Origin of the sequence: Mycoplana dimorpha, from assembly GCF_003046475.1 — a bacterium.
Classification (GTDB): domain Bacteria; phylum Pseudomonadota; class Alphaproteobacteria; order Rhizobiales; family Rhizobiaceae; genus Mycoplana; species Mycoplana dimorpha.
Genome location: NZ_PZZZ01000008.1, coordinates 100069 through 113250, shown reverse-complemented (window position 1 = coordinate 113250; position 13182 = coordinate 100069). Strand labels below are relative to the sequence as shown.

Below are 13182 nucleotides of genomic sequence, written 5' to 3'. Positions count from 1 at the left end.
TTCGTTTCGTCGCCAGCCGTCAGCCGGAGACCTCCTGCTCCGAGGAGAGCAACAGGCAGGCAAGCGTTATCACTGCGGCCGCCGCCAGATAGTAGCCGACGAAGTTCAAGCTGTAGGTCGTGGCAAGCCAGGTCGCGATGTAGGGCGCCAGCGACGCCCCAAAGATGCTGGCGAGGTTGAACGTCATCGAGGCGCCGGTGTAGCGCACAGAGGTCGGGAAGGGGGCTGCGAGCGCTGCGCCGATCGGGCCGTAGGTCATCCCCATCAGGCCGAGGCCGATGATCGAGCAGGCGAAGGCGCCGCCAAGACCGCCGGCGAGCATCGGTCCCATGAAGATCCCGAAAATGGCGATGCCGATCGTCGTCAGCACGAGCATCAGGCGCCGGCCGTAGCGGTCGGAGAGGATACCGGAAACCGGAATCATCAGGCCGAAGAAGACGACGCCGGTCATCTGGATGACGAGGAACTGCTCGCGCGAATAGCCGAGCTTCGCGGTGCCCCAGGAAAGGGCGAAGACGGTCATCAGGTAGAACAGCACGAAGGTGGCGAGCGCCACGAAGGTGCCGAGCACGAGGCTGCGCTTGTGCGATTTCAGGATCTGGGTGATCGGCACCTGCACGCGCTCATGCTTGTCGATCGCCTTCTGGAATTCCGGCGTCTCGGTGATCTTCAGCCGGACATAAAGGCCGATGATGACCAGCAGGACACTGAGAATGAACGGCAGGCGCCAGCCCCACGCGAGGAAATCCTCGTTGCTGAGCGTCTCTCCGAGGACCAGGAACGTTCCGGCCGAAAGGATGAAGCCGATCGGTGCGCCGAGCTGCGGGAACATCGCGTACCAGGTGCGCTTACCGGGCGGGGCGTTCTCGGTGGCGAGCAGCACGGCTCCGCCCCACTCGCCGCCGAGGCCAAGCCCCTGGCCGAAGCGGCACAGCGCCAGCAGCAGCGGCGCCCAGACGCCGATCGTCGCGTAGGTCGGCAGCAGGCCGATCGCGACGGTGGAGATGCCCATCGTCATCAGAGCCGCCACGAGCGTCGCCTTACGTCCGATCTTGTCGCCGAAATGCCCGAACACCACGGCGCCGAACGGCCGCGCGAAAAAGGCGATCGAGAAGGTGGCGAAGGATTGCAGCATCGCCGACGTCGGATCGGCCGACGGAAAGAACAGGTGCGGGAAGACGATCACCGCGGCGGTTGCGTAGACGTAGAAGTCGAAGAACTCGATGGTCGTACCGACCAGACTTGCAAAGAGGACACGCGCCGGAGAGTTCCCGGCGGGGGTGGTCGAATGCGTTGCGGTCGGTGACACCGTCATGGAAGTGTCACTCATTTTTTCTCATGCCTGTTGGTGGATTGTTCTTGCCGTCTTGGGAGGCAGCCAGGCCGTTCTACGGCATCGGATCACGCGGCGAAACAATTAAAATGCTAATATAGCCTCGGCAGCGGCAATTTCTGGCGTCAGCTATCCCCCGTTCGGGACATTTTCGATCGGTCACCAATCGCGCGGAGCTGAACCGCTGTCGCAGGCGCTCGCAATTCAAACCGGGCGCCGCCGGGCACGGCGGACGCATCGGGCTCGTCCCCGGTATCGACCGAGTGCCTCTTCACAACTCAAAGCTTGCATTTGGCCCAACTACCTGATTCTAGCGCAGGAATCTGCGTTGGGTCGCGATTCGCAACGTCGAAACGGCGCTCCGCCCCCTTCAAAAGTTAACGAAAGTAAACGCTTCATTAACCATAATGCCGTTGTAGTGAGAGTGTCTCGCAATGCGAGTCGGGCGGATGCAAATCAGGTCCGCGCAAGCGAGTTCAATTAGTGTGCGAAAGAGTCCCCGGAGGTCGAGATGAGCAAGCATGTGGCAGTGCTGATGGGTGGAGTTTCCTCCGAAAGGCCCGTGAGCCTTTCGTCCGGCAACGCCTGCGCCGATGCTCTCGAGGCGGCCGGCTACCGCGTCACCCGCGTCGATGTCGGCTATGACGTCGCCACCGTTCTTGCCGGGCTTAAGCCGGATGTCGCCTTCAATGCGCTGCACGGACCGTTCGGCGAGGATGGCACGATCCAGGGTATCCTCGAGTTCCTGCAGATCCCCTACACGCATTCGGGTGTGCTGGCGTCCGCGCTGGCAATGGACAAGGCGCAGGCGAAGATCATCGCCAAGGCTGCCGGCATTCCGGTCTCGGAATCGAAGCTGATGAACCGCTTCGACTTCACCTCAAGGCACCCGATGAAGCCGCCCTACGTGGTCAAGCCGGTGCGCGAAGGGTCGAGCTTCGGCGTCGTGATCGTCAAGGAAGACCAGTCGCATCCGCCCCAGGTCATCACCTCCGACGAGTGGCGTTACGGCGACCAGGTCATGGTCGAGCGCTATGTCTACGGCCGGGAGTTGACGTGCGGGGTCATGGGCGATGTCGCCCTCGGGGTGACGGAAGTGGTGCCGCAGGGCCACGGCTTTTACGATTATGACGCAAAATACGTGAAAGGCGGGTCGATGCACGTCCTTCCGGCGCAGATTTCACCAAATATTTACCAAAAAATACAAACAATCGCACTCAAGGCGCATCAAGCGATCGGGTGCCGCGGGGTCAGCAGATCGGACTTCCGATATGACGACCGCTTCTCCGAGAATGGCGAGCTTGTCTGGCTGGAGATCAACACCCAGCCCGGCATGACCCCGACATCCCTGGTGCCCGAGATGGCCGAGCACGCCGGTCATTCCTTTGGTGAATTCTTGAGTTGGATGGTGGAGGACGCATCTTGTTTGCGTTGATCGGCAGAAAGAGGGGCAGGTCGCTGCCGCGGGGCGTCCCGGGTGCCGCCGACGCCGAGACCGGCCGCGTTCTGCCGCGGCCGCTGCGCCGGGTCGTGCGCTTCGCCGTCAGCCTTGCTGTCGGGCGTGTGCATATTCCCCGCCACACCGGCCCGATCGCCGCCCTGTCGTTTTTCGCTGCGACCGGCTTCTACGGCATGTCGCTGGGCGGGCATTCGCAAAATTTCGCACAGACGACCACGACCGCGGCGGGCTTTGCCATCGACGACGTGAAGGTGTCGGGGGCGCGCGAAACTTCGGAGATCGATATCCTCGAGCAGCTCGGCCTCGATGGCACCACCTCGCTCGTTGCGCTCGACGTCGCCGAAGCGCGGGAGCGGCTGGCCAAGCTCCCCTGGGTCGAGCAGGTTTCCGTCCGCAAGGTCTATCCGGGCACGATCGAGATCGTGCTCAAGGAGCGGACGGCGTTCGCGATCTGGCAGCACGGCGACGATCTCTCGCTGATCGAGAAGAACGGCAGCGTCATCGCGCCGCTGCGCGACAACAAGTTTTCGAACCTGCCGCTGTTCGTCGGGCGCGACGCCGAAACGGCGGCTGCGGACTTCGACCGGCAGTTCGACGCATGGCCGCAGATCAAGGCGCGCGTGAAGGCCTACGTCCGCGTCGCCGGCCGGCGCTGGGATCTTCGCCTCGACAACGGCATCGTCGTCAAGCTGCCGGAGACCAATATCGCCAGGGCCATGCAGATGCTGTCGACGCTCGATGCGGAGCAGGGGCTGCTGGAACGCGACATCGCCTCCGTCGACCTGCGGCTTGAGGACCGCACGACGATACAGTTGACCGAAGGGGCCGCCGCCCGCCGCAAGGTGGTGCTGGAGCAACGCACCAAGGAACTCAAGAAGGTGACCGATCGCTCATGAGTATATTCGGTTCCTCGCACTTCGGTCTGCCGCGCCTGAAGCCGCTCAATTCCAAGCGGGTGCATATCGTCTCCGTGCTCGACATCGGTTCGACCAAGGTCGTCTGCCTGATCGGCCGGCTGACGCCGCGTCCCGAGAGTGAAATCCTGCCCGGTCGCACCCACTCGATCGAGATCATCGGTCTCGGCCACCAGCGCTCGCGCGGTGTCAAGAACGGCGTCATCGCCGACCTGGATGCGGTCGAGAGCGTGGTTCGCCTCGCGGTCGACGCGGCCGAGCGCATGGCCGGGCTGACGATCGACAGCCTGATCGTCAACGTTTCGGCAGGGCGCCTGCAGAGCGACATCTACACCGGCACGATCGACCTGGGCGGCCAGGAGGTGGAAGCCGCCGACCTGCGCAAGGTGCTCGCCGCCGCCGGCCAGCGCTCGCTGCGCGCGGATCGCGCCATCCTGCACTCGCTGCCGACCGGCTTTTCGCTGGATGGCGAACGCGGCATCCGTGATCCGCTGTCGATGTTCGGCGATGTCCTGGGCGTCGACATGCACGTGCTGACGGCCGAGCGGACGGCGCTGAAGAACCTCGAGCTCTGCGTCAACCGGGCCCACCTCTCGGTGGAAGGCATGGTGGCGACGCCCTATGCCAGCGGCCTGTCGGCGCTCGTCGACGACGAGGTCGAACTCGGCTGCGCCTGCATCGACATGGGTGGCGGAACGACGACGATCTCCGTGTTCGCCGAGGGCAAGCTCGTCCATGCCGACGCCGTGGCGCTCGGTGGCCATCATGTGACGACCGACATCGCGCGCGGCCTGTCGACCCGGATCGAGGATGCGGAGCGGCTCAAGGTCGTGCATGGCTCGGCCCTGCCGAACGCTGCCGACGAGCGAGACATCGTCGCCGTCCCGGCGCTCGGCGAGGACGACCGCGACCAGCCGACCCACGTGCCGCGGGCGCTGCTTTCGCGCATCGTTCGCGCCCGGATCGAGGAGACGCTGGAGCTCATCCGCGACCGTATCCAGCGCTCCGGCTTCTCGCCGATCGTCGGCAAGCGGATCGTGCTGACGGGCGGTGCCAGCCAGCTCACGGGCCTGCCGGAAGCAGCCCGCCGGATCCTGGCCCGCAACGTTCGCGTCGGGCGGCCGCTCGGCGTGTCGGGCCTGCCGGCCGCGGCTAAGGGCGCGGCTTTCTCAACGGCGGTCGGCCTGATGATCTATCCGCAGGTCGCGGAGCTTGAAACGCATTCGACGCAAGGGGGAATGCTTGCGTCGCTGGCAGGAGGTAACGGCCGCATCGCCCGGATGGGGCAGTGGCTGAAGGAAAGTTTCTGACGGAGTTGCCGCAAGTAGCAGCGTTGAGCGGCAAGGACGGACGGGTTTAGCGAGATTGGCCGGTGAGGCGATGCGGGCCAGAACAGACAAAAAGGAACAGGTACAATGACTATCAAGCTGCAGAAGCCGGACATCACTGAGCTGAAGCCCCGCATCACCGTCTTTGGTGTTGGCGGCGGCGGCGGCAACGCGGTCAACAACATGATCACCGCAGGGCTGCAGGGCGTCGATTTCGTCGTCGCCAACACGGATGCCCAGGCGCTGACCATGACCAAGGCCGAACGGATCATCCAGATGGGTGCCCAGGTTACCGAAGGCCTCGGTGCCGGCTCGCAGCCTGAGGTCGGCCGTGCGGCTGCCGAGGAGTGCATCGACGAGATCATCGATCACCTGAACGGCACCCACATGTGCTTCGTCACCGCCGGCATGGGCGGCGGCACCGGCACCGGTGCGGCCCCGATCGTCGCGCAGGCCGCCCGCAACAAGGGTATCCTGACCGTCGGCGTCGTCACCAAGCCGTTCCACTTCGAGGGCGGCCGCCGCATGCGGCTGGCCGAGCAGGGCATCCAGGAACTGCAGAAGTCGGTCGACACGCTGATCGTCATCCCCAACCAGAACCTGTTCCGCATAGCCAACGACAAGACCACCTTCGCCGACGCTTTCGCGATGGCCGACCAGGTGCTCTATTCCGGCGTCGCCTGCATCACCGACCTGATGGTCAAGGAAGGCCTGATCAACCTCGACTTCGCCGACGTCCGCTCGGTGATGCGCGAGATGGGCCGCGCCATGATGGGCACCGGTGAGGCCTCCGGCGAGGGCCGCGCGATGGCCGCCGCAGAAGCTGCGATCGCCAACCCGCTGCTCGACGAGACCTCGATGAAGGGCGCCCAGGGCCTCTTGATCTCGATCACCGGCGGCCGCGATCTCACCCTGTTCGAGGTCGACGAGGCAGCAACCCGCATCCGCGAGGAAGTCGATCCGGACGCCAACATCATCCTCGGCGCGACCTTCGACGAGGAGCTGGAGGGTCTGATCCGCGTCTCGGTCGTTGCGACCGGCATTGATCGGGCGGCCGCCGAGGCCTCCGGCCGCAGCACCGAGTTTCGCGGCGCGAGCAAGCCGGTGATCCGTCCCTCGGCCGCCATTCAACCGCAGGCAACGCAGGCTGCAGCGCCGGCACCGGCTCCGACGATGGCCCCGATGGCACAGACGGCCGCCGCCCAGCCGGTTGCCCAGCAGCCGGTCCGGACCGCCGATCCGATCTCGGAGACCATCCTGGCCGCCGAGCTTGGCCTCGAGCGTGAACTGGCCCTGCCGGAAGCAAAGCCGGCAGCTGCCGCGCACGACGATTTCCGCCCGCAGAGCCGAATCTTCGCCGCAGCCCCGGCAGCCGAGGCTCCGGTCGCCGCCCGGCCGGCTCCGGTCCACCAGCCGCAGTTCCAGCAGCCGCAGTACCATCAGCCGGTTGCCGCAGCGCCGGTTGCCCCGCGTGCAGAGCCGGCCGCGCCGATCTTGCGCCAGGAGCCTGTCGCGACCCGCATGCCGCGCATCGAGGACTTCCCGCCCGTCGTGCAGGCCGAGATCGAGCACCGCAGCCAGCCGGCCCAGGTTCAGGCCGAGGAGCGCGGTCCGATGGGCCTGCTGAGGCGCCTGACCTCTTCGCTGTCCCGCCGTGAGGGAGAGGAGCCGCAGGCGGCAGCCGAGGTCTCGGCCGCACCGCAGCGTCGGGCGCTTTCGCCGGAGGCCAGCCTCTATGCGCCGCGCCGCGGCCAGCTGGACGACCACGGCCGTGCGAATCCGCAGCCGCGGACGTTGAGCGAGGATGACCAGCTGGAGATCCCGGCGTTCCTGCGACGCCAGTCGAGCTGATTACACAAGGCCCGGATCATCGATCCGGGCCTTCTTGTTTTTACGTTCAAAATCAATTGCATGCATGAATTCTGTGGGACGTAACATACAGAAAGAAACAGTGATTTGTAACGCGTCGGGCCGGCAACTACATTCCGCCCAGAAATCGGGTGCATGGCATTGATTCATGGGCAATTTTTTAAGCCCGGTCAGATACCCGGTAGTGCCGCCCCAATCGCCCTCTTTCGGCAGTTGTGCGGCGCACACGAGGCAGACATGGCGACCGGCGCGGCGCTGGCGTAAGACAAGGCGAACAAACAATGTCCATCAGCTTGCTGGGTCTCCAGACAACGATCTCGAGCCCGGTCACGATTTCGGGAACCGGCGTCCATTCGGGCGCCGTGGTTTCGATCACCTTCCACCCGGCTGAAGCCGACAGTGGCATTGTTTTCCAACGCGTTCATGACAACGGTTCCGTCAGCGAGTATCGCGCGGTTTCTTCGCAGGTGGGCAATACCGACCTCTGCACCGTCCTGGGCTTCTCGCCGGAAAAATCGGTCGCGACCATCGAGCACGTGATGGCGGCCCTTTATGCGCTCTCCCTGGACAACGTCCTGATCGAGGTGAACGGCGCCGAAATGCCGATCATGGACGGCAGTGCCGCTCCGTTCATCGACGCGATCGATCAGGTCGGGCTGCGTCCGCTCGCCGTCAAGCGCCGTTACATCCGCGTCGTCAAGCCGATTCGCATCGAGGCTGGCGCCTCGTGGGCGGAGTTCCTGCCGCACGACGGCACGCGGTTCGAGGTCGAGATCGACTTCGATTGCCCGCTGATCGGCCGCCAGGCCTGGAAGGGCGAGCTGACGCCGCAGACCTTCCGCACAGAACTGTCGCGGGCCCGTACCTTCGGCTTCATGCGCGACGTCGAACGGCTGTGGGCGGCCGGTTACGCGCTCGGTTCGTCGCTGGAGAACTCGGTCGTCATCTCCGACGACAATACGGTGATCAACGTCGAAGGCCTGCGCTACGGGGACGAATTCGCCCGCCACAAAACGCTCGACGCCGTCGGCGATCTGGCGCTGGCAGGCGCGCAGCTCATCGGCTGCTATCGCTCCTATCGCGGCGGTCATAAGATGAACGCCCACGCCCTCAAGGCGTTGCTGAACGATCGCACGGCCTATGAGGTGGTCGAGGCATCGGTGCCGCGGGCCCGTGCCGGCCAGCGCGAGCTGATTACCGTTAATGCACCGGAATTCGCCCCCTGGTCAGCCTGAGCCGGGGGGGGCGCGATCCGCGCATCGTGGTGATTTCACACATCCTTTGCCATAAAATTGCGTTAATGCGCTCGCATGGCGTTGCGGTCCGCGCGAGTTTGAGGCTAGAACGCGGGTTGATGACCGGCGCTCGAAGCGGGCGCTGCGCTGATTTCGGGATTGTCAGATGAATTTTGCAGGGATTGTTGGTGCGAAGCGATTGACGCAAATTGCCTGCGTCGTTCTCCTGTCCACGGCCTCGATGGCGCTCACGGCCTGCCAGACCGATCCCGACATCGACATCACCAAGCTGTCCGGCGAGACCGATCCGCCGGATGTTCTCTACAACCAGGGTCTGGCCAACCTCAACGCCGGTAAGGTAACCGAAGCCTCGCGCAAGTTCGAGGCGATCGACCGCCAGCACCCGTTCTCGGAATATGCCCGCAAGGCGCTCGTGATGAACGCCTACGTCAACTACCGTCAGGGGCAGACCGAAGAGGCGATCGCCGCCGGCAACCGCTATCTGAACCTCTACCCGGAATCGGAAGACGCGGCTTACGCGCAGTACATCGTCGGCCTCGCCTATGCGAAGCAGATCCCCAACGTGACCCAGGACCAGCGCGCCGCGAGCAAGACAATCGAGGCGATGCAGAAGGTCGTCACCAAGTATCCCGATTCGGAATACGTCGAGGATGCGCAGACGAAGATCCGCTTCGCCCGTGACCAGCTGGCCGGCAAGGAGATGCAGGTCGGTCGCTACTATCTGGAGCGCAAGGAGTATCTGGCGGCGATCACCCGGTTCCGCACGGTCGTCGAAACCTACGGCAATACGAACCAGATCGAGGAGGCCCTCGCGCGTCTGGTCGAATCCTATTATGCAATGGGCATTGCCAGCGAAGCGCAGACCGCCGCCGCCGTCCTCGGCCACAATTATCCGGACAGTCAGTGGTATGCGGATTCCTACAAGCTTCTCCGGTCCAAGGGGCTGGAGCCGCGTGAGAATGCTGGTTCCTGGATTTCCCGCGCCGGCAAGAAGCTGATCGGCGCCTGAGCAGAGAGATCTGACCTCGAATGCTGGCACAGCTTTCGATCCGCGATATCGTCCTGATCGAACGACTTGACCTTGGCTTCGAGGCGGGCCTCTCCGTCCTGACCGGCGAGACCGGCGCCGGCAAATCCATCCTTCTCGATAGCCTGTCCCTGGCGCTCGGCGGCCGCGGCGACGGTTCGCTGGTCCGCCACGGCATGGAAAAGGGCCAGGTGACCGCGGTTTTCGACGTGCCGGCCGGCCATGCCGCCCGGGCGCTGCTGCGGGAGAATGGCATCGACGACGACGGCGATCTCATCTTCCGCCGCGTCCAGTCGGCCGACGGACGGACCAGGGCCTATGTCAACGACCAACCGGTCTCGGTACAGCTGATGCGCCAGGCGGGCCAGCGGCTCGTCGAGATCCACGGACAGCACGACGACCGGGCGCTGATCGACACCGACGCCCACCGGATCCTGCTTGATGCCTTTGGCGGGCTCGGCGATCTGGTGGGCGAGGTGGGCATCCTGCACCAGCGCTGGAAGGAAGCCGAACGGGCGCTGCGCAAGCATCGCGACCGCGTCGAGGCGGCCGCCCGCGAGGCGGACTACCTGCGAGCCTCCGTCGAGGAACTGGAGAAGCTCTCGCCGCAGGACGGCGAGGAGGAGGTTCTCGCAGAGGAGCGGTCCCGGATGATGAAGGCCGAGCGTATCGCCGGCGATATCGGCGAGGCGAGCGATTTCCTCAACGGCAATGCCTCGCCGGTGCCGGTGATCGCCTCCATGGTGCGGCGGCTCGAGCGCAAGAGCCAGGAGGCGCCGGGCCTTCTGGAGGAGACAGTCGAACTGCTGGGACGCGCCGTCGACCAGCTCTCCGACGCGCAGATGGCGGTGGAAGCGGCTTTGCGAAAGACCGAGTTCGACCCCAAGCTGCTGGAGCGGACGGAAGAGCGGCTGTTCGCGTTGCGGGCGGCGTCGCGAAAGTACTCCGTCCCGGTCGCCGGCCTGCCGGCCCTGGCGGAACGGATGTTTGCCGATCTTGCCGACCTTGACGCGGGCGAGGAGAAGCTCGTCCAGCTCCAGCGAAAGCTTGAGGAGCTTCGCGCCGCCTATGAGACAGCGGCCCGCTCGCTGTCGGAACGCCGCCATCGCACTGCCGAGGGGCTGTCTGCGGCGGTCATGGCCGAGCTGCCGGCCCTGAAGCTGGAGCGGGCGCGCTTCATGGTGCACATCACCACCGATCCGGATGGCGGCGGCCCTGAGGGCATCGACACCGTCGAATTCCACGTCCAGACCAACCCCGGCACCCGGCCGGGACCGATCATGAAGGTCGCCTCGGGCGGCGAACTGTCGCGTTTCCTGCTGGCGCTCAAGGTCGCGCTCGCCGATCGCGGCTCGGCGCCGACGCTGGTCTTCGACGAGATCGACACCGGGGTCGGCGGCGCGGTCGCGGACGCGATCGGTCAACGCCTGAAGCGGCTGTCCTCGACGGTGCAGGTGCTATCGGTCACTCACGCCCCCCAGGTCGCGGCGCGCGCCGCCACGCACCTTCTGATTTCCAAGGGGCCGGTTGCGGACAGCGAGGCGGTCGCGACCCGGGTCGTCCGCATGGACGACGATGACCGGACCGAGGAGATCGCCCGCATGCTGGCCGGCGCGTCGGTAACGGAAGAGGCGAGGGCGGCTGCGGCGCGGCTGCTGTCTGGCGGCGGCTGAGGCCGCAGGTCGGCCTATCCTTTCCCGACCATCTGAAGAGTGCGTCGCATCTGCCTGCCGACACCTTCTGCCCGTAGGCGCCATCTCTTCCCTTTCATTGCAGTTGCTCTAAAACCATCACTCGGAATCGCGGAGTGGGCCATGGCAATCGAGAAGATCCCCGTCGAAAACCTGACCGAGGAGGAGGCGGCGGCCGAGCTCGCCTACCTGGCGGCGGAGATCGCCCGCCATGACGAGCTCTACCACGGCAAGGATCAGCCGGAGATCTCGGATGCCGACTATGACGCGCTGAAGCGCCGCAACGATGCGGTCGAGGCGCGCTTTCCGCAACTGGCGCGGGCCGACAGCCCCTCCCGCCGCGTCGGCGCGGCGCCATTGCCGACCTTTGCCCCGATCGTCCACGCCCGGCCGATGCTGTCGCTCGACAACACGTTTTCCGACGAGGACGTGCGCGACTTCATCGCCTCGGTCTACCGCTTCCTCGGCCGCCTTCCGGATGATTCGATCGCCTTTACCGCCGAGCCGAAGATCGACGGTCTCTCCATGTCGATCCGCTACGAGAACGGCCGGCTCGTCAACGCCGCCACCCGCGGCGACGGCACCACCGGCGAGAACGTCACCGCCAACATCCTCACCATCGCCGAGATCCCGCATCGCCTGCCGGCCGGCGCGCCGGCGGTCGCCGAGGTGCGCGGCGAGGTCTACATGGCCAAGAGCGACTTCCAGGCGCTGAACGCACAAATGGTCGCGGAGGGCAAGCAGACCTACGTCAATCCACGCAACACCGCGGCCGGCTCGCTGCGCCAGCTGGATGCCGCCGTGACCGCCAGCCGCAAGTTGCGGTTCTTCGCCTATGCCTGGGGCGAGTTGTCGGAGATGCCGGCCGACACCCAGTTGGGCATGGTGGAGGCATTCCGGACCTGGGGCTTTCCGGTCAACCCGCTGATGAAGCGGCTCTCCAACATCGACGACATCATCGCCCATTACCGGGAGATCGGCCTGGCGCGCCCGGATCTTGACTACGACATCGACGGCGTCGTCTACAAGGTCGACCGGCTCGATCTGCAGGCACGGCTCGGTTTTCGCTCGCGCAGCCCGCGCTGGGCCACCGCCCACAAGTTTCCGGCCGAGCAGGCGTTAACGACGCTGACGGCGATCGACATCCAGGTTGGGCGCACCGGGGCGCTGACGCCGGTGGCGCGGCTGGAGCCGGTCACGGTCGGCGGGGTCGTCGTCACCAATGCGACGCTGCACAACGAGGACTATATCCGCGGCGTCGGCAACAGCGGCGAGCCGATCCGCGACGGCCGCGACATCCGCGTCGGCGACGTGGTGATCGTGCAGCGGGCCGGCGACGTGATCCCGCAGATCGTCGACGTGGTGTTGGAGAAGCGTCCCGACGAAGCGGTTCCTTACGAGTTTCCGAAGACCTGCCCGGTCTGCGGCAGTCATGCCGTGCGCGACATCAACGAAAAGTCCGGCAAGGTGGATGCGGTGCGGCGCTGCTCCGGTGGTTTCGTCTGCCGCGCGCAAGCCGTGGAGCACCTCAAACACTTCGTCTCCCGCAATGCCTTTGATATCGAGGGGCTCGGTGCCAAGCAGATCGACTTCTTCTTCGAGGCGGAAAGTCCGGCGCTGATGATCCGCACGGCGCCCGACATCTTCACGCTCGAGAAGCGCCAGGCCGGGTCGCTCGCCAAGCTGGAAAACGTCGAGGGGTTCGGCCGGGTCAGCGTGCGGAAGCTCTATGAGGCGATCAATGCGCGCCGCACGATCGCGCTCAACCGCTTCATCTACGCGCTCGGCATTCGCCATGTCGGCGAGACCACGGCCAAGCTCTTGGCGCGTGCGTATGGCAGCTACGCGGCCTTCGAGGCGGGGATGAAGGAAGCCGTGTCGCTGTCCGGCGAGGCCTGGAACGAGCTCAACCGCATCGACGGCATCGGCGAGGTCGTGGCGCGCGCCATCGTCGAATTCTACAAGGAACCGCGCAACCTCGACGTGATCGGTCGGCTGCTGGAGGAAGTAACGCCGGAGGCGGCGGAACTGCCGGTCGCAAGCGACAGCCCGGTCGCCGGCAAGACGGTCGTCTTTACCGGCTCGCTGGAGAAGATGTCGCGCGACGAGGCGAAGGCGATGGCCGAGCGGCTCGGTGCCAAGGTGTCCGGCTCGGTGTCGAAGAAGACCGACCTTGTCGTCGCGGGGCCGGGGGCCGGCTCCAAGCTCGACAAGGCGCGCGAATTCGGCGTCGAGGTGATCGACGAGGACCAGTGGTTCGAGCGGATCAAGGCCTGACCCTGAGATGCGCAGCGCGGCAGGGACC

9 protein-coding genes are annotated in these 13182 nt (G+C 65.5%); 8 read left to right on the top strand and 1 reads right to left on the bottom strand.

Annotated elements, in window-relative coordinates; genetic code table 11:
• Nucleotides 1–19: 19 nt before the first annotated feature.
• Nucleotides 20–1330 (bottom strand): MFS transporter, encoded by a 1311-nt coding sequence (locus tag C7449_RS18225; RefSeq protein WP_108004331.1) that lies wholly within the window; start codon nt 1328–1330, stop codon nt 20–22.
• Nucleotides 1331–1844: 514 nt separating this feature from the next.
• Between C7449_RS18225 and C7449_RS18220 the strand changes: the two genes are divergently transcribed.
• The 8 genes from C7449_RS18220 to ligA all read left to right on the top strand — a co-directional run bounded on the left by C7449_RS18220 (nt 1845) and on the right by ligA (nt 13154).
• Nucleotides 1845–2768 (top strand): D-alanine--D-alanine ligase, encoded by a 924-nt coding sequence (locus C7449_RS18220; RefSeq protein WP_108004330.1) that lies wholly within the window; start codon nt 1845–1847, stop codon nt 2766–2768.
• The gene (locus C7449_RS18215) at nt 2756–3688 is read left to right on the top strand and encodes a cell division protein FtsQ/DivIB (protein ID WP_170115938.1); all 933 of its coding nucleotides are present in this window, start codon (nt 2756–2758) and stop codon (nt 3686–3688) included. Before C7449_RS18220 ends, C7449_RS18215 begins: the two co-directional genes overlap by 13 nt.
• A complete protein-coding gene (gene ftsA, locus C7449_RS18210) occupies nt 3685–5016 on the top strand; it encodes a cell division protein FtsA (RefSeq protein ID WP_108004328.1) in 1332 nt (443 codons plus the stop codon). Before C7449_RS18215 ends, ftsA begins: the two co-directional genes overlap by 4 nt.
• A 105-nt stretch (nt 5017–5121) precedes the next feature.
• Entirely contained in the window at nt 5122–6885 is a 1764-nt protein-coding gene (ftsZ, locus tag C7449_RS18205; RefSeq protein WP_108004327.1) for a cell division protein FtsZ, read from the top strand.
• Nucleotides 6886–7184: 299 nt separating this feature from the next.
• Nucleotides 7185–8138 carry a UDP-3-O-acyl-N-acetylglucosamine deacetylase gene (lpxC, locus tag C7449_RS18200; RefSeq protein WP_108004326.1) on the top strand — a complete coding sequence of 318 codons (954 nt, stop codon included), beginning with the start codon at nt 7185–7187 and terminating at the stop codon, nt 8136–8138.
• A 166-nt stretch (nt 8139–8304) separates the two neighbouring features.
• Nucleotides 8305–9168, top strand: coding sequence for an outer membrane protein assembly factor BamD (locus C7449_RS18195; protein ID WP_108004325.1), 864 nt, complete (start codon nt 8305–8307; stop codon nt 9166–9168).
• Between the two features lie 20 nt (nt 9169–9188).
• Complete coding sequence (recN, locus tag C7449_RS18190) at nt 9189–10859, top strand: DNA repair protein RecN (protein WP_108004324.1); 1671 nt, start codon at nt 9189–9191, stop codon at nt 10857–10859.
• 141 nt (nt 10860–11000) lie between these two features.
• A complete protein-coding gene (gene ligA, locus C7449_RS18185; protein ID WP_108004323.1) occupies nt 11001–13154 on the top strand; it encodes an NAD-dependent DNA ligase LigA in 2154 nt (717 codons plus the stop codon).
• Nucleotides 13155–13182: the final 28 nt, after the last annotated feature.

Bases quoted from the DNA above. Each gene is read 5' to 3' on its own strand.
- recN (WP_108004324.1), top strand. From the start codon at position 9,189: ATGCTGGCACAGCTTTCGATCCGCGATATCGTCCTGATCGAACGACTT.
- ligA (WP_108004323.1), top strand. From the start codon at position 11,001: ATGGCAATCGAGAAGATCCCCGTCGAAAACCTGACCGAGGAGGAGGCG.
- ftsA (WP_108004328.1), top strand. From the start codon at position 3,685: ATGAGTATATTCGGTTCCTCGCACTTCGGTCTGCCGCGCCTGAAGCCG.
- lpxC (WP_108004326.1), top strand. From the start codon at position 7,185: ATGTCCATCAGCTTGCTGGGTCTCCAGACAACGATCTCGAGCCCGGTC.
- C7449_RS18225 (WP_108004331.1), bottom strand. From the start codon at position 1,330: ATGAGTGACACTTCCATGACGGTGTCACCGACCGCAACGCATTCGACC.
- ftsZ (WP_108004327.1), top strand. From the start codon at position 5,122: ATGACTATCAAGCTGCAGAAGCCGGACATCACTGAGCTGAAGCCCCGC.
- C7449_RS18195 (WP_108004325.1), top strand. From the start codon at position 8,305: ATGAATTTTGCAGGGATTGTTGGTGCGAAGCGATTGACGCAAATTGCC.
- C7449_RS18220 (WP_108004330.1), top strand. From the start codon at position 1,845: ATGAGCAAGCATGTGGCAGTGCTGATGGGTGGAGTTTCCTCCGAAAGG.